Origin of the sequence: Micromonospora sp. H33, assembly GCF_052068455.1 — a bacterium.
GTDB lineage: Bacteria > Actinomycetota > Actinomycetes > Mycobacteriales > Micromonosporaceae > Micromonospora.
Map to the genome: position 1 here is coordinate 194,858 of NZ_JBQHDE010000008.1, position 16,600 is coordinate 211,457.

Below are 16,600 nucleotides of genomic sequence, written 5' to 3' on the forward strand. Positions count from 1 at the left end.
CGGTCGCGTAACTTACTCGGGGTAAAGTTGCCGGATGCCGGAGCTCGTGTACCCGCCCGTGATCGCCGCCGCCAAGACGATGTTCCGGGTCCTCGACCTGAAGATCACCATCGAGGGCGCCCACCACGTCCCGCGTACCGGCGGGGCCGTACTGGCCAGCAACCACGTCAGCTACCTGGACTTCATCTTCTGCGGGCTGGGCGCGCACGAGTCGAAGCGCCTGGTCCGGTTCATGGCGAAGAAGTCGGTCTTCACGCACAAGGTCTCCGGGCCGCTCATGCGCGGGATGCGGCACATCCCGGTGGACCGCAGGGCCGGCGCCGGCTCGTACGCGGAAGCGGTCAGCGCCCTGAAGCGCGGCGAGGTCATCGGCGTCTTCCCGGAGGCCACGATCAGCCGCTCGTTCACCGTCAAGGAACTCAAGAGCGGGGCGACCCGGATGGCCCGCGAGGCCGGTGTGCCGGTGCTGCCGGTGGCGCTGTGGGGCACCCAACGGCTCTGGACGAAGGGCCGTCCGCGCACGCTGACCCGCCGGCACACCCCGATCACCATCCTGGTGGGGGAGCCGATGGACCCGGCCGCCTACCCGGACGGCAACGCGATGACCGAGGACCTGAGCGCCCGGCTGAGCGCGCTGGTCGACCGCGCCCAACGCGAGTACCCGGACCGTCCGTCGGGCCCCGACGACACCTGGTGGCTCCCGGCCCACCTCGGCGGCACCGCCCCCACCCTCGCCGAAGCCGCCACCCTGGACCGCGCCTGACCCTCTCCGTCAGGGGAGGGGCCAGGCTCACCGGCATTCGTCCTGGCCGGATCGTTCCGGAGTGGGACGGGATGGTGTCTCGCGTGGGTCGGCCCTGCGACGGCATTGTTCAGGTCATGAGCAGAGCGGCACTCGTCGTCATCGACGTCCAGGAGTCCTTCCGGCAGCGCGACAGCTGGGCGTACGCCTCGCAGCCGGACATCGTCGGCCAGGTCGACCGGCTGGTCACCGCCGCCCGGCGGCGCGGTGACCTGGTGGTCTGGGTCCTGCACGCCGAGCCCGGCAGCGGCGGCGTCTTCGACCCGGCCAACGGTCACGTCCGGCTGATCGACGGTCTCACGCCCGTCCCCGGGGAGCCCACGCTGGTCAAGACGTCGCACAACGCCTTCACCACGACCAACCTCCAGCAGCTGCTGACCTTCGCCGGCATCCGCGACATCACGGTGTGCGGCATCCGCACCGAGCAGTGCGTGGAGACCACCGCCCGGGTCGGCTGCGACCTCGGGTACGAGATGACGTTCGTGACCGACGCGACCGTCACCTTCCCGACGCCGCACCGCGACGTGCCGGCGACCGCCACCCTCGCCGAGATCCTCGCCGACCCGCGCACCCTGTCGGTCGAGGAGATGACCGCCCGTACCGAGTACGCCCTCGCCGGCCGCTTCGCCACCGTCCGTACCGTCGCCGAGGTCACCGGCACGGTCACGGGCCGGGCCGCCGACGCCGTGGGGGACGGGACCGGGGCCGGTGCCGGGCAGCCCGAACCCGCCGGCGTGCGAGGCTGACCGCATGGCCCGGGTCGTCTTCCTGCTCGTCCCGCAGCTGCACCTGCTGGACCTCGCCGGGCCGGCCCAGGTCTTCTCCACCGCCGCCGACCTCGGCTACGACTATCGCCTGCACTACGTCGCCGACCGTGCGGTGGTGCCCACCGTGCAGGGCGTACCGCTGGTGGCCGGGCGCGAGTGGCCCGAGCTGACCCGTGACGACCTGGTGGTCGTACCCGGATGGCGGCCCCGCGCGCACGGCCCGGCGGGGCCGGTCGGCCCGGACGACCTGCGGCGGCTGGCGGACCACCACGCGGCCGGCGGCACCGTGGCGAGCGTGTGCGCCGGGGCGTACGCCCTCGGTCGCGCCGGCCTGCTCGACGGCCGGCGCTGCACCACCCACCACGAGGTGCAGGACGACCTGGCCCGCCGACACCCGGCGGCGCGGGTGGTCCGCGACGTGCTCTACGTGGTCGACGACCGGGTGGTCACCTCGGCCGGCATCGCCAGCGGCATCGACGTCGCGCTGCACCTGATGGCCACCCGGCACGGGCCCGGCGCGGCCGCCCGCATCGCCCGCGTCCTGGTGGTGTACGCCCGCCGCAACGGCCACGAACAGCAGGCGAGCGCGATGATGCGGCACCGCTCGCACCTCTCCGACGCGGTGCACCGGGCGCAGGACCTGATCGACGCACAGTACGACCGGCCGCTGCCGCTCGCCGACCTCTGCGCCGAGGTGGGGGTGGCCGAGCGCACCCTGACCCGGCTGTTCCGGCAGACCACCGGACTGACGCCGCTCGGCTACCAGCAGCTCCTGCGGGTCGAGCGCGCGGAACACCTGATCGGGCACGGGACGACCGTCGAGGCGGCGGCCCGCGCGGTCGGGTTCACCGATGCCCGGATGCTGCGCCGGCTGCGGGCCCGGGCCACACCCCCTCGAACCCGTCCCGCCGGTAGTAGTCGTCCCGGGAGCGGAACTCCACCGGCAGCGACCCGGGCAGGGTGATCCGCGCCTCGGCAGCGAGCGGGCCGGCATTGGCGCGCAGCGCCAGCACGTCCCGCTCCGGCGGGGACAGGTCCACCAGCTCGGGGTGGGTCAGCCGGAACCCGGCCACCGCCCGGCGGATCCGCCGGGCCAGGTCGACGACCCCCTCCGGGTCGCCGAGGGCGAGCGCCGGCTGGTGGATCGTGCGCAGCGCGTCGCAGACGACCAGCACCTCTTCCGGCCGCCCGGGGCCGGGCGGCACCACCTCCAGTCGGGACGGCCACTGCCAGCGGATCTGGCCGCTGACCAGGCCCGGGAGGCGCATCCCGCGCCGGTGGCGGGGCTCGCCCGTGCCACCGCCCACCACCGACAGCTGCGCGGTCGTCCCGACGTACGCGAGCCGCCGGTCGGTGACCGTCACCGCGACCGTCCCCGGCAACGTCCAGCGCCGCCAGGCCTCGGTCGGGCCCAGCAGGTAGCCCGCCGCGTGCAGCCGGTGCCGCCCGAGCACCCGCTCGCCGGGCTCGGGGACCAGCTCGTGCCGCCGGTCCAGTACCGGCCCGGCGTCGTCCGCCGCGTCGAAGCGGTGCGGGGCGATGAAGAAGGGGGACGCGTCATCGTGCATCGTCACGACCTCCCGTGCAGACGGCGGTGGGGCTGCCGGATCACCCCTTGTTCACCGTCAGCCTCGCCGACCTTCACCATCAGTGTCATGACGCCCGTTAGGGGGTCGGCCGGTCGTTCGACGCCTGTGACCGGTAGGTGCCGATCTCTTCCGGCCGGATGAGGCCGTCCTCGATCGCGCGGGCGAGCAGGGCGGCCTTCGTGGCGGCCGGTCGCCCCGCCCGGGTGTACTTGATCCGCGCCCGGTCGACGTACTGCTTAACCGTGTGTTCACTGATCCGCATCCGCCGGGCCACCGACGCCTTCGACATCGACTGGAACCACAGCAGCAGCGCCTCCCGCTCCTTGTCGGACAGCACCGGCCGGTCCGGCCGGGGGTCGCCGACCATCGCGCCCGCCAGCGCCGGCGGCACGTACGGCCGGTCGCTCGCGGCGGCCAGCACCGTCGCCACGCAGTGCTCCCGTCCCTCGTGCTTGGCGAGGAACGCGACCGCTCCGGCATCGAGCGCCGCGAGCATCGTCGCCGGGTCGGTGTGCTCGGAGTAGACGACCACCCGCCGGCCCGCCGCGCTCAGCTCGGCGAGCTTGTCCAGCGCCATCCGGCCGTGCAGCCGCAGGTCCAGCAGGACGACGTCGGCGTGCGGCGCCTCGCGTAGCACCTCGTCGGGATCGTCCCCGGTGGCGACCACCTCCAGGCGTGGCTCGCTGGCCAGCCACGCCCGCACCCCGTCGACGACCACCGGGTGGTCGTCGACGATCGCCACCCCGACCGGCCGCCGCGCGCTCACCGCCGCCACCGGGTCTGCGTCCATCTGATCTCCCCGTCCCGTTCGTCGAGGTGCTCCACCCGGCCGTCCCCGCCGTCCGGCACGGGAGCAGCGGCGTCGGCCGCCGCCGTCCCGCCGTCCGGAGCGCCGGCGTCGGGTGCCGGCGACCCGCTGGCCGGCTCCGGAGGGCCGGCGTGCCCGCGATCCGGGGTGACCAGGCTGACCGCCACCTCGTCCGGCCCCGCAACCACGGTCAGCCGGGCCCAGTCCCGGGCCCCGGCCAGGGTCGCGGTCGGCGGGTCGGCCAGCCGGCGGCGGATCTCCACCGGCAGCGGCGGCGGCGTGCCGATGGCCACCAGGTCGATCGGCAGGCCGTTCCGCTCGGCCAGGTCGGCCGCGGCCCGCAGCTCGTGCAACAGCGGGTCGGGCACGTCGTCGGACTCGGCGATGAGCCGGCGCAGCCGCGCGGCCGCCAGCACGCACCGGCGCTGCACGTCCGCGTCCGCCGGGTCGGCCCGGCCGTCGGCCACCTCGGCGAGGACCTCCCGGGCGGCGGTGCCGGCCAGGGCGAGCCGTTCCCGCCGCTCCCGCCGGGCCAGCTCGGCCGCCTCCCGTTCGGCCATCAGGGCGTACGCGACGGCCGCCGTCGCGGCCCGCTGCCGGGCCAGCGCGGCGATCGCCGCGCCACCGGCGAACACGGCGACCGGCAGGGAGGACGTGCCGTACACGTACATCACGCAGCGCGCCAGGTCGGCGGGGGCGGTCGCACCGTACCCGAGGACGGCCACCAGCGCGATCGTCGAGTGCGCGGTGAGCAGGAGCAGCAGCCCGACCAGCCGGCGGCCCCACAGGACCAGCACGAAGAACCAGCCGAGGGTGCCCCACACCCAGTTCGCGGCGGTGAAGAGCTGCCGCTCGCCGGTCGCGGCGAAGACCACCGCGTCGACGGCCAGCAGCATCCCCGCCAGCGGCCAGGCCGGCAGCGGGGAGCCGCGCAGCAGGCGCGCCCCCGCGAGGCCGCCCAGAGCCGCGACCAGCAGCCAACCGCCGAGCACCGCCGACGGTGCCGCCAGGTCCGCGCGGGCCGACAGCACCGCCGGCAGGCCGATCGCCGTGTGCCACGCCAGCGCGATCACCACCACGACGATCCGCGCCCCGCGGTCGGAGGCGCGGGCCACCGCGGCCGCGGCGTCCGCGCCGGTCCGGCTCTCCCCGGGGGTACGCGGTGCGGGCACCGCCGGGACCGGCGGCGCCGTCAGCTCAGTCGACATCGGACCACTCCAGCCGGATCCGGGTGCCCGCCCCGGGACGGGAGTGGACCTCCGCCCGCCCGCCGACAGCGGCCATCCGGCCGCGTACCGACTCGCGCAGCCCGTACCGGTGGGCCGGGACCCTCGCCGGATCGAAGCCCGGACCGTCGTCGACCACCTCGACCACCACGGTGCGGCCGGCCCGGGTCAGGTGCAGCGCGGCCGTCGCGCCCGGTGCGTGCCGGACCACGTTGGACAGCGCCGCGTACGCGCTCTCCGCGAGGGCCTCGGCGACGGCCGCCGGCACCTCGCACGAGCTCAGCTCCACCGTGACCGGCAGCTCGGGGAGCCGTGCCCGCACCTGCCGCAGCCGCTCGTCCAGCGGGCCGTCCCGGTCCGCCGGGTGGCCGTTGGCGAGGGCGTCGAGGGTCCGCAGGTCGCGGGCGCACCGGTCGCGCAGCGCCGCCGACGAGCCGGACACCGCGCCCAGGCCGACCATGGTGAGGGTGGCCAGGACGGTGTCGTGCAGGTCGCGGTTCTGCTGCCGCTCGGCCTCCCGGGTGGCCCGGGCGACCCGGCTCTCCCGGGCGAGCCGCTGGTGGTCGGCGAACGCCCGGTCCGCACGGCCGATCCGGCGGCGCATGACGCCGGCCATCACCGCGGTGCAGCCGGTCTGCGCCAGCAGCGTCGCCGCGTGGGCGCCCGCCTCGACGGGATCCCCGGCCGCGTGCGCGCCGGTCGCGTACGCGGCGGTCACCAGCAGCCCCGCCGGGACCGACCAGCGGGCCCCGGCGGTCGCCTGGGCGTTGATGACCGTGGTGCTCGCGAGGACCGCGATCCAGCTCCCCTCGCCGGGCAGCACCTCCGGTGCCACCAGCACGGGGATCGCCAGGCAGGCGACCGTGGTCAGCGCGACGTCACCGGCCACCAGCGGAGCGGTCACGCCGTGCCGGAGCCCGCGGACCGCGTACCAGAACGACCAGGCGGTCAGTGCCGCGACGGCCGGCAGCAGCAGTGCCGGCTCGACCGGCGGCGTACGCACCGACAGCGCCACGACCGCGCCCACCACCCCGAAGGTGAGCCGGAGCAGGGCCGGGATGGTGGCGAAGATGAGGTTGAGGGCGCCACCGGCCGGCGTGTCCAGAGTGCCGGGTGCCGCGGTCGTGCCGGCCGGCCTGGAGCCGGGCGGCGTGGTCCTGGCGGCCTGCGCGGTGCCGGGTGACGCGGTCGCGGCGGGAAGGGCCGGCATCGGGCGAGACGTCCTTCCGAAACGACCCGATCCGGGTCCGGTCGGCAGAAATCGACGCCGGAGAATAGCACGTGCAAGGTCCCGCGATCACCCACGGTGCGCGTTTTGTCGCCGACCGATCAGTCCCTCCGCGGCTGGATCAGGTCCCACCGGTTGCCGTACAGGTCCTCGAAGACCGCGACCGATCCGTACGGCTCGTGCCGCGGCTCCTCGAGGAACCGCACGCCGGCTGCGCTCATCCGGGCGTGGTCGGCGGCGAAGTCCTCGGTGTACAGGAACAGCCCGACCCGCCCACCGGTCTGGTCCCCGACGCGCGCCCGCTGCTCCGGCGTCGCCGCGCGGGCGAGGAGCATCGCGGTCTCCCGTGTGCCGCGCGGCCGGACCACCACCCACCGCGAGCCGTCCGGCCGCGGCGTGTCCTCCAGCAGTTCGAAGCCGAGACGCTCCGTGTAGAAGGCGATCGCCTCGTCGTACTCGCGCACCACCAGCGCGACCAGTCCCAGATGTGCCATGCCGCCATCATGCCGGCCGCGACGGTCCACGCCGATGTCGTCGCTCTCACCGTGCTCGTCGTAGACCTTGGAGGACTTCGGCCCCTCCAGGGGCCGCGCGCTTCCAAGATCTGCAGCGCTGGTTCATGGTGCGTCGGGCGGTGCTTCGGGGCAGCGGGGCCGGCGACGTCACCGCTAGGGTCGCACCCATGACCGTGGTGCAGGGGCCACCGGTGGCCGGGGATGAGACGGCGACCCTCCTGGGCGCTCTCGAGCGCTCGCGCAGGACCCTCGCGTGGAAATGCGGCGGCCTCGACGCCGAGGGCATGCGGGCGACGGTCGGGGCCTCGACGATGACGCTCGGCGGGCTGCTCAAGCACCTGGCCGCCGTCGAGGCCATCTACTTCAGCCTCCGGCTGCGCGGCCGGGACCCGGGGCCGCCGTGGAACACCGTGGACTGGGACGCCGAACCGGACTGGGAGTGGCGATCCGCCGCCGAGGACTCGCCCGAGCAGCTTCTGACGCTCTGGCGGGACACCGTCGCCACCTCCCGGCTCATGGTCGAGGAGGCGCTCGCCGAGGGCGGCCTGGACGGGTTGGCACGGTGGACCAGCCCCGAGGGCGAGTCGCCCAGCCTCCGGCGAATCCTGATCGACCTCATCGAGGAGTACGCGCGCCACGTCGGCCACGCCGACCTCATCCGGGAGTCGGTCGACGGGCTGGTCGGCGAGGATCCGCCGCACTGATTTCTGTCGGTGGGTGGGGCTAGCGTCTGCGGGGCAGGCAGCCGATCCGGGGGAGAGACCATGACCACTCTGGACAACCGTCCCAACACCGCACTCCTCGTCATCGACGTGCAGAACGGCGTCGTCGCGGGGGCGCACGAGCGCGACGCGGTCGTCGCCAACATCGCCGGCCTCGTCGAAAAGGCGCGGCGGGAGCAGGTCCCCGTCGTCTGGGTCCAGCACTCCGACGAAGGGCTCACCCGGGGCAGCGACGACTGGCGGATCGTCCCGGAGTTGAAGCCGGCCGACACCGAGCCGCTCGTCGAGAAGAACTACGGCGACTCCTTCGAGGCCACCACCCTGGAGACGGTGCTGTCCGGGCTGGGCGTCGGTCGACTCGTCGTCACGGGCGCGCAGACCGACGCGTGCATCCGGTCGACGCTGCACGGCGCGCTGGTCCGGGGTTACGACGCGACCCTCGTCAGCGACGCCCACACCACGGAGGACCAGTCGGCGTGGGGTGCGCCGCCGCCGGCGCAGGTGATCGCCCACACCAACCTCTACTGGACGTACCAGTCGGCGCCGGGCCGCACGGGGGGCACGGTCAAGACCGCTGAGGTCGACTTCGCTGCCGCGTCCTGACCCCAGCGCCACCGCAGATCGAGACGCCGACGGGTTGGTCGAGCGCTCCGCGGCTCGGTCAGCCCGTCCGCCCTCGCCGGAGCGGAGAACCAGGGCTTGATGTCGAGGACCGATGGACCAACACCGGACCATCCGCCCCCGGCGGGCTGATCGCGACGTTGCCGGCGCCGGCCTTGGGGTCGCTCACGCACTGCAATGGGTCATTTTGCTGGTGTCCAGCGGCGGTACCGACTTGCCACCCTTGCCCAACGTGGCGTCCCAGGCCGCTTTGTACGACCCGTCCCGCGCGGCGGTCTTCAGGATCTCGTTGATCTTCTCGCAGCCGGCTTTGTCCTTCTTCTTCATCCCGATGCCATAGGGCTCCTCGGAGAAGGTCTTGCCCACCAGCTTGAACTTGCCCACGTTCTCCGGCCGCATCGAGTAGCCGAGGAGGACAACGTCGTCGGTGCTCACTGCGTCGACCGCGCCTGACTCGAGGTCCGCCAGGCACCTGATGTCCTGGTCGTACTGCTGCAAGCGGGTCTTCGGGTACTCCGACCGGATCCGCCTGGCCGACGTCGAGCCGGCGTTCGAGCAGACGACCTTGCCTTCGAGATCCTCCGGCCCCCTGATGGTCGAGTCGGCCCTGACCAACAGGTCCTGGCCGGCGACGTAGTACGGACCGGCGAACCTGACCTCCTTCTTGCGCGCGTCGTTGATCGTATAGGCGGCCAGGACAAAGTCGACCGTACCCTCCTGGATGACCTGTTCGCGGTCCGGCAGGCTGGTGTCCTTCCACTGGATGTTGGCCGGGTCGACGCCGAGTCCCTTGGCGACGATCTTCCCGATCTCGACGTCGAAGCCCACGTAGGTGCCATCGGTCTTCAGGCTGAGGCCCGGCTGGTCGGGAATTACGCCGATGGCGAGCGTCTTTGTCTTCGCGGCCTTTTCGATGACACCGGGGCCGCTGTCGCCCCCACCGCAGGCGCCGGTGGTGAATGAGAGTGCCGCAACCACGACTATCGCCGCCGCCCGCGTGACACGCATTCCTCTCTCCTTCTTCGACGGCGCACGGCCCGGAGCCGCACAGCCACACGGGACCCCTCGCGCATCGGGATCGTCGGCAGGAAGGCCTTGGCCGCTCGCTCACCGACGAGGGTGCGGGTCGAGTGCACCGGACAATTCGTCGAAGAGCATCGCCGTGGGCTGCACCGCAGCGGCGCGGGCGCCGGCTGACCACGTGTCGACCGCGGCAAGCGGGATGAGCAGGCGGCCGATCGCCCCGCCCGATCCTACTGTCTCGTCTCGGCCGTACGGGTCAGTTGCGATTATTTCGGTGAGGGCAGCCCAAGGGGACCTGACGTGCTGTGCCACAGGCTGCCCGGGCTCGCCTACTTAGTCCGGAAATATTCACAGAACGGTAAGTTGGCCCCAACTGGTCTCGCACCCTCCGGTCGGCCGGCGGAAGGGAGGAAAGCGTGCGCCCTGAGCGGTTACGTCTGCTGTGGCTGCTCGTCCTGACTGCCGTGCCGGCGGCGGCCGTGGCGGCCGTGTTGTACGCCGTCAACTTCACCTCGGCGTTCGGCCTGGCGCCCCAGGCCAGTGCGATCTCGCCGTACGGGGCGTTCTTCGACCTGCGCTGGGTGCTGGTGTATCACAACTCCTGGGCCATGTTCGCCGGCCTGTTGCTGGGCGCCATCGTGCTCCGCGGACTGTTCTCGGCCGTACTGGTCGCGCTCGCCTGGCCGGCCGAGCGGCCGTGTCCGTCGTTTCGCCGGCTGGCCGGCCGCAACCTGGTCTTCGCGGCCGTCGTCGTCGTGATTCTCTCGCCGTGGACCGCGCTGGCCGTGGTCGCCTCGGACGTTTCGCTGGCCTACTTCCAGTTCCTTGAGTTGGTGCCGGTGATAGTCCTGGCCCCGCTGCTCCAGCGGGGCGGGATTGTGCCGAACTGGTGGCGCGGCCTGCCGTCGGCCGCCACGGTCGGCTGGTCGCTGCTCAACTTCGTGACCCTCACCGCGGGCGCCGCGCTCGTCTGGTCCGTCCCGGATTCGTTGACGGTACCGGCAGCCGCCGTGACCGGAATGGTCAACGGCCTGCTGTGGCAGCGAAAGGTGCGCGCCACGGTGCTCCAGCAACGGGTGCGGTGGTCCCGACTGCCCGTGACGCCGCTGGTCGTCGCCTTGGTGGTGAGCAGCTTGCTGTTGGTCGAATATGCCGAGGACCGGGGGGCCCGCGGCGCCGGCCAGTCGCTGCAACCCATCGACGCCCTGCCACAGTTCGGGGACATCGGCCATCCGGTGATCTTCCTCGGCGGCTACAACTCGGCCCATCATGGCGACCCGTCAGAATCCCAACCTCCCGTGGTGCGCTTTTCGTACCGGGGCACCGACCACCACGGGAAGCCGGTGTTCTACTCACCGGTCGACACCCACCAGTCGCTGTCCACCAGCGCCCAACTGCTCGCCACCCAGGTGGATCAGCTGCACTCGCGTAGCGGCAAACCGGTTTCCCTGGTCGGACAGAGCGAAGGCGCCCTCGTCGTCCTCTACTACCTGGACCGCTTCCCGCACCCCGCAGTCGACACGGTGGTCCTGGACAGCCCAATCCTGCGGGCCGGGCGTGCCTACTACCCGCCGCCGCAGGCTCGTTCGGGCTGGGGCATCGCCACGGGTTGGCAACTGCGCGGCATGTTCAAGCTGATGGAAGCCACTAGCGAGGCACCGGACACTCCCGACTCGCCGTTCATTCGCTCCCTGCTGGACGACGCGCCGTTCTACCGCAACCGCCTGCTCTGCCCGGTGCCGGGCGTGCGGATGATCGCGCTACTGCCGATTGTCGACGCCATCACGGTCCCGGCGGAGCTCAACGCCCAGATTCCCGTGATCCAAATGCCCGGCTTCCATGGCCACCTGATCGACCGACCAGCCGGACTGCGCCACCTGGCCGATCACCTCACCGGCAAGCCGCCAAGCAACCTGCTCCGTTGGGAATACTCGGCCCTCCAGCGGTTCGCCGGGGCATGGCAGGCGCCAGCCCTGCCGTTGGCACTCAACCCGGCATGGCATGCCGCCGACCAGCCCGACGCGGCATTGCGACGGGAACCCTGCCGGACCTGAGCCGAACCGCCAGGGTTGGAGGCGGTGGCGGCGTAGATCTAATTCGTGCGCGGGCGCGGCAGTTCGGCGCCTGGACGTCGGTGGTGGGGATGGTACGACTCAGTGTGGCGGGTCCAGGCCAGCACGGCCGCGACCCCGAGCCAGAACACGTAGGGGTATGGCTGGCCGGTTCCGAACATGGCCGACTCCATGGTCTGCACCAGCAGCCCAGCGACGACGAGCCAGACCAGGCCAGCTCCGATCCCGGCGAGTCTGCCCCGGATCACGGCCCAGAGGCAGACCGCCACCACGAGCAAGAGAGCTGGCCCTCCCACCACACCCAACTCCAGCAACCACTGGAGGTAGCTGTTGTGCACGGAATTCACCGGGAAGTCGAAGAAGTCCGACTGCCGGATGGCTTCGAAAAGGGAGCCGGTGACTGCGTATCCGTAGCCCTCTGCCGGCCGAGCACCCAACAAGTCGGTCGTCAACTGCCAGGCGACGGGACGGTGAGTGAGGACGTCGGAACCGTCGGGCGTGATGAACCTCCCCGCGAGGGAGTCAACCCATCCGGCGTTACGCAGGTGGTCGAAGCCGCCGAGGAAGTAGGTCGTGAGTGCCACCGGTACGGCGATGCCGATGGCGCGCGCCGTGGCCGGGAGTCCGCCGCGGGCCAGCGCCCAACAGCCGCCGATCGCGACGGCGAGCAGCGCGGTGAAATCGAGAGCTGGGTTGGCGGTGAGATCGTTCCACTGATCGACACCATTAGCGGTTGCCCACTGCTGATCGGCAAGTCGCTCGGCACGAACGCGGCAACGATTGCCGCCGAAAGATCCTTTGCCCGCCGTGTGGCTCACGCCCTTGCTCACCCTGCCGTGGGTGGCTGATGCGTTGGGCCGCGCAACCGCGCCGTTCCTGCTCGTGGGTGGCACTGCCGACAAGCTATGGGACGGTGACATCGCCCGCCGGCTGTCGCCCCAGGTGCTTGAGGTGGAAGGCGCGGACCACGGTATGTACGTACCCGGCCCGCTTACCGAGTCGATCGCGGTGCTCAGTCAAGTCGTGGTCGCCGTTGAGGAGTTCCTCGACGCTATTGGCTGGCCGAGCTAGTCACCTGGTCCCGCACCGCTGCTGGTAACTAGAAGCGGATCTCCTCGTCGGGCAGTCGTAGACCGTCCAGCCTCCTCGGACGGGGCGCCCAAGACGGAGCGGTCCCGGCGAACGGTGCCCGTGCGTGCCCAGACCCTCGCGCTGTTCCGGGCTCATCGCCGGCAGCAAGCCGCGGACCGACTGGCGGCGGGGGAGCGGTGGCAGGATCACGGCCTGGTCTTCCCGTCGAAGGTCGGCACGCCCACGTCCTGCCGGAGATCGAGCGGGCCGCCGTGGACGAGGCCGCGAGGCACCTCTTCGGGTGAGTTGGCTGTACGAATGGCTGTACAGGGGCCGTGGTGATCGACCGAGCCGGGCGCGGCAGGCCGGTGAGCTGCGGCGGGGGAGGCGCGCCCGGCAGGATTCGAACCTGCGGCCTTGGGATTAGAAGTCCCCTGCTCTATCCGCTGAGCTACGGGCGCGTGTCGTGGATCGTCGCGCGAGAAGGGTACCGCCGAGTCCCCGGTCAACGGGAAAGCAGGTGGCTCCGGCCACGTCGACGGCTCAGCCTGCCACGGACGGCCGCCGCAGGTCACCCGGATTGTCCCGGTCGCCCGGAACACCCTCGCCCCGTCGTACCCTCGGCGTCGTGCTGCTTGATCCGGACACCGAGATCGACGTCGCGTACGAGTTGTGCCAGCTTGTCGGGCGGGCGATCCTGCCGGTCCGCGCGGGCGACGGGCTGGGCACCGCGTTCTTCTTCGTGACGGCCGGTGGTCGGGAGTACCTGGTGACCGCCGAGCCGCTCACCCGGTTGCCGGTCGGCGAGTTCGGGCTTCGACCCAGTGTCACCGAGCCGGCGGACGTGGCGGGTGACGCGCTCGCCGTGCCGCACTTCGCCGAGTGGTGGAGCCGCCGGCCGGGCCTGGGTGCGGCGATCATGCCGACCGCTCGGCTGCACGAGCTGGCGGAGGAGGCCGGCTGGCGGTGGCGTACCCAGCAGGTGCCGGAGGTGATCGCGGCCGACGCGGACGGGATCGCCGGGATCGGCGCGGAGCCGGGGTCCGCCATCGTCCTCGCGCTCGGCGTCGCCGAGGGCGGCGGGCGGCCGCTGGAGGTGGCGATCGAACGGTACGTGCGGGAGGGCGACGCGGTCCGGATCGCGGCCGACCTGCCGGACGGGTACGTCGGTGCGCCCGTCTTCGGGGTGCTGCCCGGCGGCGACGGCGAAGTCGGCCTGCGCTGCCTCGGGCTGGTGCTCCCGGCCGAGGAGGGTGGACACGCCGTGGCGACGTTCGACCGCATCCGGGCGGCGGTCGCCGACATCGTCAACTGAGTCGGCCGTTGCCGCCCGCGCCCGGGCGAGACGGTGCGGCGGCAGTGCGGCCGGCCGCAGGGTGAGGGGCGAGCGGTAGGGCGACGTCGGCCGCGCGGCAAGGGGCGAGCGCCGCGTGAGCCGCGCGGCCGAGGGCTTCGCGGACGACGTGGACGACGTGGAGGCTGTCAGGCGTGCGGTGCCGCGGCCTCCGCCTCGGCCGGCCGGGGCGCCGGCGGCACACTGGTCGCCGGAGCCTCGCCGTCGCGGACCGTGGGCCCGGCGCCGAGGAACGCGTCGGCCCAGCGGCCGACCTCGGCGAAGACCTTCTCGCGTACGGCGGAACCGGAGAGCGTGAGGTCGTGCAGGCCGCCGTCGAAGCGGGCCAGGGTGACGTGCCGGCCGAGCCGGGGCGCCCAGCGGACCATGTGCTCCACGTCCAGGACGGCGTCGGCGAGGGCGGCCGCGTCCTGCCACTTCATCCCCTTGAAGCTGCGCGTGGAGGCGGCCACCAGCACCGGCACCTGGATGTCCAGCCCGGCGTGGAGTTGCTGCTGGCCCCGGCGGACCGCGGCCAGCCAGCCGGCCCGCACCGGGAAGCCGGCGAGCGGTTTCCAGGCCAGGTCGAAGTTCCACTCGCCGCGGTGGTCGGCGTGGATGCTCTCGCCGTACACCGTGCCGAGACCGGGACGGACGACGCGCTTGGGCGCGCTGCGGGCCAGGCGCGCGACGGCGGCCGCGCCGGGTCGCCGCAGCACCCACGGGAGGTTGAGGTCGAAGAAGGGGCTGTTCAGGAAGAGCCCGTCGACCAGGCCGGCGTCACGCCGGGCGTGTGCCCACAGCGAGATGATCAGCCCGCCGGTGGAGTGGCCCATGCCGAGCACGATGTCGTGCCCGTCGTCCTCCCGGACGATCTTCGCCGCGGCGTCCAGCTCCGGGAAGTACTCGGCGAGGTCCAGGCAGAAGTTCGGGGTCTGGTGCGGGAGCAGACTGCGCCCGTACTTGCGCAGGTCCAGCGCGTAGAAGTCCCAGCCCCGCTCCGCGAAGAAGTCGGCCAGGTGGGTCTGGAAGAAGTAGTCCACGAAACCGTGCACGTAGAGCACGGCGCGCCCGGTGGGCCGGTCGGCGCGGCGGCGGACCAGCGTCGCCACCACCGGACCCTCGTCGTCGGTGCCCAGGTCGATCGTCTGCCGCTCGTAGGGCGGCCCCAGCACGTCCGGTTCCACGACAGCGACGGTACGCCGACAAGCTACCGGGCGGTAGCCCTTCTCCGCGGGCCGGACGAGGAGGGCGTACGCCTCAGACGGTCTCGGCGTCGGCGCGGGCCGGCTCGGTGTCGACGGCCTGCGGGTCCGCCTCCTGGAGACCGGTGTCGCGCAGGTGCTTGTTGTGCCGGGGCTCCTGCCGGGTCTTGGCGTCGTTCAGGCGGCGGCGCAGGTCGTCCCGGACGTCGTTGAGGGCGGCGTGCAGGTCCTCCTCGGCGGAGGTGGTGACGATCCTCTGCCGGCCGGCGATCCAGCACTCCAGGGTGACCTTCTGGCCCTTGGCCGCGCGGTCCTTGACCGACACCTCCAGTTCTGTCGCGTCGGCGTGGAAGCCGGCCAGCCGGGCGTCGAGGGTGGCGAACTGTTCGGCGATCCAGGCCCGGTCGCCCTGCGAGAAGCCCGCCCCGACGCGCAGGCACTCCGCGACGGTGGCCGGGTTCGTCACGGCGCTCATCGCTGCACCTGACGGGTGCCGGTGGTGGTGGTCGTCGTCATGATCGCTGACCTTTCGTTCGGGGTGGTGTGCCGTTGATCAAAGCCATACCCCACGTCGTCCGGTCCGGAACGTGATCGATCCTGCTCGTGACCTGCGCGGCCACCCGGGGCCGCGCCGCCCTAGCACACCGAGACCTTGATCAGGTTCTTGTCCACAGGCGGCCCCGTTGTCCACAGATCGACGCTCCGGGATCGCGGCGGAAGTCCTCGACCGACAGGCTCGGTGTCGAGTCGACTCGCTGATGTCAGGCCCGATCCCCCTGGAGGGACGATGTTCGACACGTACGTCACGATCGTGGGCAACGTGCTCACCACACCCGAGTGGCGGCGGACCACCCAGAGCCAGACCCTGGTGGCCAACTTCAAGGTCGCCTCCACCGCCCGCCGGCTCGACCGCGACAGCGGCCGCTGGGTCGACGGCAACAGCCTCCGCGTCCGCGTGAACTGTTGGCGGAAGCTCGCCGAGGGTGTGGCCGCGTCGGTGATGGTCGGCGATCCGGTGATCGTGTGCGGGCGGCTCTACACCCGCGACTGGACCGACGACGCCGGCAACCACCGCACCCTCTACGAGCTGGAGGCCGTCGCCGTGGGGCACGACCTGTCCCGGGGGCGCGGCCGGTTCCTGCGTAACCGCCCGACGAGGGCGACCAGCGCCGTGGAGGACGCCGAGGCCGAGCAGCGCGTCCACGGTGAGCCGACCGAGCCGGTGCCGCCCGCCGAGGCACCTGCCCTGCTCGACGCCCGGCCGCTCGACGACGACTTCGAGCTGCCCGAGTTCGCGGTGACGCGGGCCCGATCGGGGGCGCTGGGCCTCGGTCCGGTGGACCCGCTGGACGACTCCGACCCGGAGGACGGCGAGTCGGACCTGACCGACGAATCCGGTGCGGGTTCGGGTCCGGGCGGTGGCTCCGGCTCGGACCTGGGCGGGGCGGGCGACCCGCTCGGCGGGCCGGACCTGGTCGGTGAGACGGAGCTGGTCGGTGAGACGGAGCTGGTCGGTGAGACGGAGCTGGTCGGCGGGCCCGAGGCCGGGCCGGTGTCCGGCGGGCGGGGCCGGCGGGGCCGCGGCCGGGTACCGACGCCGGCCTGACCGGGGTCGGCA

General features: G+C 72.6%; 18 protein-coding genes and 1 tRNA gene. 9 read left to right on the forward strand and 10 right to left on the reverse strand.

Annotated elements, in window-relative coordinates:
- Positions 1–34 precede the first annotated feature (34 nt).
- The 3 genes from ACTMS0_RS19465 (at position 35) to ACTMS0_RS19475 (ending at position 2,533) form a co-directional block, all read left to right on the forward strand.
- On the forward strand, positions 35–763 hold the full coding sequence (locus ACTMS0_RS19465) for a lysophospholipid acyltransferase family protein (protein WP_441156637.1): 729 nt from the start codon (positions 35–37) through the stop codon (positions 761–763).
- Positions 764–879: 116 nt separating this feature from the next.
- Positions 880–1,548: an isochorismatase family protein gene (locus ACTMS0_RS19470; protein WP_441156638.1), complete on the forward strand. Its 669-nt coding sequence runs from the start codon at positions 880–882 to the stop codon at positions 1,546–1,548.
- 4 nt (positions 1,549–1,552) lie between these two features.
- On the forward strand, positions 1,553–2,533 hold the full coding sequence (locus ACTMS0_RS19475) for a GlxA family transcriptional regulator (protein WP_441156639.1): 981 nt from the start codon (positions 1,553–1,555) through the stop codon (positions 2,531–2,533).
- Here ACTMS0_RS19475 and ACTMS0_RS19480 read toward each other — a convergent pair.
- The 5 genes from ACTMS0_RS19480 to ACTMS0_RS19500 all read right to left on the reverse strand — a co-directional run bounded on the left by ACTMS0_RS19480 (position 2,415) and on the right by ACTMS0_RS19500 (position 6,914).
- A complete protein-coding gene (locus ACTMS0_RS19480) occupies positions 2,415–3,137 on the reverse strand; it encodes a hypothetical protein (protein WP_441156640.1) in 723 nt (240 codons plus the stop codon). The genes ACTMS0_RS19475 and ACTMS0_RS19480 overlap by 119 nt on opposite strands.
- Before the next feature lie 97 nt (positions 3,138–3,234).
- Positions 3,235–3,948 (reverse strand): response regulator transcription factor, encoded by a 714-nt coding sequence (locus ACTMS0_RS19485; protein WP_441156641.1) that lies wholly within the window; start codon positions 3,946–3,948, stop codon positions 3,235–3,237.
- Entirely contained in the window at positions 3,921–5,174 is a 1,254-nt protein-coding gene (locus ACTMS0_RS19490; RefSeq protein ID WP_441156642.1) for a hypothetical protein, read from the reverse strand. The genes ACTMS0_RS19485 and ACTMS0_RS19490 overlap by 28 nt, the downstream gene beginning before the upstream one ends.
- Positions 5,164–6,402: a sensor histidine kinase gene (locus ACTMS0_RS19495; protein WP_441156643.1), complete on the reverse strand. Its 1,239-nt coding sequence runs from the start codon at positions 6,400–6,402 to the stop codon at positions 5,164–5,166. Before ACTMS0_RS19495 ends, ACTMS0_RS19490 begins: the two co-directional genes overlap by 11 nt.
- Before the next feature lie 119 nt (positions 6,403–6,521).
- Complete coding sequence (locus ACTMS0_RS19500; RefSeq protein ID WP_441156644.1) at positions 6,522–6,914, reverse strand: VOC family protein; 393 nt, start codon at positions 6,912–6,914, stop codon at positions 6,522–6,524.
- Positions 6,915–7,102: 188 nt separating this feature from the next.
- On the opposite strand from ACTMS0_RS19500, the gene ACTMS0_RS19505 reads away from it, so the two are divergent.
- Both ACTMS0_RS19505 and ACTMS0_RS19510 read left to right on the forward strand, forming a co-directional pair.
- The gene (locus ACTMS0_RS19505) at positions 7,103–7,639 is read left to right on the forward strand and encodes a DinB family protein (protein WP_441156645.1); all 537 of its coding nucleotides are present in this window, start codon (positions 7,103–7,105) and stop codon (positions 7,637–7,639) included.
- Between the two features lie 60 nt (positions 7,640–7,699).
- On the forward strand, positions 7,700–8,260 hold the full coding sequence (locus ACTMS0_RS19510) for an isochorismatase family protein (RefSeq protein WP_441156646.1): 561 nt from the start codon (positions 7,700–7,702) through the stop codon (positions 8,258–8,260).
- 183 nt (positions 8,261–8,443) lie between these two features.
- On the opposite strand, the gene ACTMS0_RS19515 is transcribed toward ACTMS0_RS19510, so the two are convergent.
- Positions 8,444–9,286, reverse strand: coding sequence for a glutamate ABC transporter substrate-binding protein (locus tag ACTMS0_RS19515; RefSeq protein ID WP_441156647.1), 843 nt, complete (start codon positions 9,284–9,286; stop codon positions 8,444–8,446).
- Positions 9,287–9,717: 431 nt separating this feature from the next.
- Between ACTMS0_RS19515 and ACTMS0_RS19520 the strand changes: the two genes are divergently transcribed.
- Positions 9,718–11,355 (forward strand): esterase/lipase family protein, encoded by a 1,638-nt coding sequence (locus ACTMS0_RS19520; protein WP_441156648.1) that lies wholly within the window; start codon positions 9,718–9,720, stop codon positions 11,353–11,355.
- 38 nt (positions 11,356–11,393) lie between these two features.
- On the opposite strand, the gene ACTMS0_RS19525 is transcribed toward ACTMS0_RS19520, so the two are convergent.
- A complete protein-coding gene (locus ACTMS0_RS19525) occupies positions 11,394–12,203 on the reverse strand; it encodes an O-antigen ligase family protein (protein ID WP_441156649.1) in 810 nt (269 codons plus the stop codon).
- 10 nt (positions 12,204–12,213) lie between these two features.
- Here ACTMS0_RS19525 and ACTMS0_RS19530 point away from each other — a divergent pair, with 10 nt between their 5' ends.
- Positions 12,214–12,444: a hypothetical protein gene (locus ACTMS0_RS19530; RefSeq protein WP_441156650.1), complete on the forward strand. Its 231-nt coding sequence runs from the start codon at positions 12,214–12,216 to the stop codon at positions 12,442–12,444.
- 388 nt (positions 12,445–12,832) lie between these two features.
- Here the strand turns inward: ACTMS0_RS19530 and ACTMS0_RS19535 are convergent.
- Positions 12,833–12,905: transfer RNA gene (locus tag ACTMS0_RS19535), tRNA-Arg, on the reverse strand.
- Between the two features lie 167 nt (positions 12,906–13,072).
- Between ACTMS0_RS19535 and ACTMS0_RS19540 the strand changes: the two genes are divergently transcribed.
- The gene (locus tag ACTMS0_RS19540) at positions 13,073–13,759 is read left to right on the forward strand and encodes a hypothetical protein (protein ID WP_441156651.1); all 687 of its coding nucleotides are present in this window, start codon (positions 13,073–13,075) and stop codon (positions 13,757–13,759) included.
- A 167-nt stretch (positions 13,760–13,926) separates the two neighbouring features.
- Here ACTMS0_RS19540 and ACTMS0_RS19545 read toward each other — a convergent pair whose 3' ends face one another.
- Together ACTMS0_RS19545 and ACTMS0_RS19550 are read right to left on the reverse strand one after the other, a co-directional pair.
- Entirely contained in the window at positions 13,927–14,964 is a 1,038-nt protein-coding gene (locus tag ACTMS0_RS19545) for an alpha/beta hydrolase (RefSeq protein ID WP_441156652.1), read from the reverse strand.
- A gap of 73 nt (positions 14,965–15,037) precedes the next feature.
- Entirely contained in the window at positions 15,038–15,457 is a 420-nt protein-coding gene (locus ACTMS0_RS19550; protein WP_441156653.1) for an HPF/RaiA family ribosome-associated protein, read from the reverse strand.
- A gap of 312 nt (positions 15,458–15,769) precedes the next feature.
- Between ACTMS0_RS19550 and ACTMS0_RS19555 the strand changes: the two genes are divergently transcribed.
- Positions 15,770–16,588 carry a single-stranded DNA-binding protein gene (locus ACTMS0_RS19555; RefSeq protein ID WP_441156654.1) on the forward strand — a complete coding sequence of 273 codons (819 nt, stop codon included), beginning with the start codon at positions 15,770–15,772 and terminating at the stop codon, positions 16,586–16,588.
- The last annotated feature ends 12 nt before the right edge of the window (positions 16,589–16,600 follow it).

What these genes read in the sequence shown, in the direction of transcription:
- ACTMS0_RS19465 (WP_441156637.1), top strand. Translation starts at nt 35, where the DNA reads ATGCCGGAGCTCGTGTACCCGCCCGTGATCGCCGCCGCCAAGACGATG.
- ACTMS0_RS19470 (WP_441156638.1), top strand. Translation starts at nt 880, where the DNA reads ATGAGCAGAGCGGCACTCGTCGTCATCGACGTCCAGGAGTCCTTCCGG.
- ACTMS0_RS19475 (WP_441156639.1), top strand. Translation starts at nt 1,553, where the DNA reads ATGGCCCGGGTCGTCTTCCTGCTCGTCCCGCAGCTGCACCTGCTGGAC.
- ACTMS0_RS19480 (WP_441156640.1), bottom strand. Translation starts at nt 3,137, where the DNA reads ATGCACGATGACGCGTCCCCCTTCTTCATCGCCCCGCACCGCTTCGAC.
- ACTMS0_RS19485 (WP_441156641.1), bottom strand. Translation starts at nt 3,948, where the DNA reads ATGGACGCAGACCCGGTGGCGGCGGTGAGCGCGCGGCGGCCGGTCGGG.
- ACTMS0_RS19490 (WP_441156642.1), bottom strand. Translation starts at nt 5,174, where the DNA reads ATGTCGACTGAGCTGACGGCGCCGCCGGTCCCGGCGGTGCCCGCACCG.
- ACTMS0_RS19495 (WP_441156643.1), bottom strand. Translation starts at nt 6,402, where the DNA reads ATGCCGGCCCTTCCCGCCGCGACCGCGTCACCCGGCACCGCGCAGGCC.
- ACTMS0_RS19500 (WP_441156644.1), bottom strand. Translation starts at nt 6,914, where the DNA reads ATGGCACATCTGGGACTGGTCGCGCTGGTGGTGCGCGAGTACGACGAG.
- ACTMS0_RS19505 (WP_441156645.1), top strand. Translation starts at nt 7,103, where the DNA reads ATGACCGTGGTGCAGGGGCCACCGGTGGCCGGGGATGAGACGGCGACC.
- ACTMS0_RS19510 (WP_441156646.1), top strand. Translation starts at nt 7,700, where the DNA reads ATGACCACTCTGGACAACCGTCCCAACACCGCACTCCTCGTCATCGAC.
- ACTMS0_RS19515 (WP_441156647.1), bottom strand. Translation starts at nt 9,286, where the DNA reads ATGCGTGTCACGCGGGCGGCGGCGATAGTCGTGGTTGCGGCACTCTCA.
- ACTMS0_RS19550 (WP_441156653.1), bottom strand. Translation starts at nt 15,457, where the DNA reads ATGAGCGCCGTGACGAACCCGGCCACCGTCGCGGAGTGCCTGCGCGTC.
- ACTMS0_RS19555 (WP_441156654.1), top strand. Translation starts at nt 15,770, where the DNA reads ATGTTCGACACGTACGTCACGATCGTGGGCAACGTGCTCACCACACCC.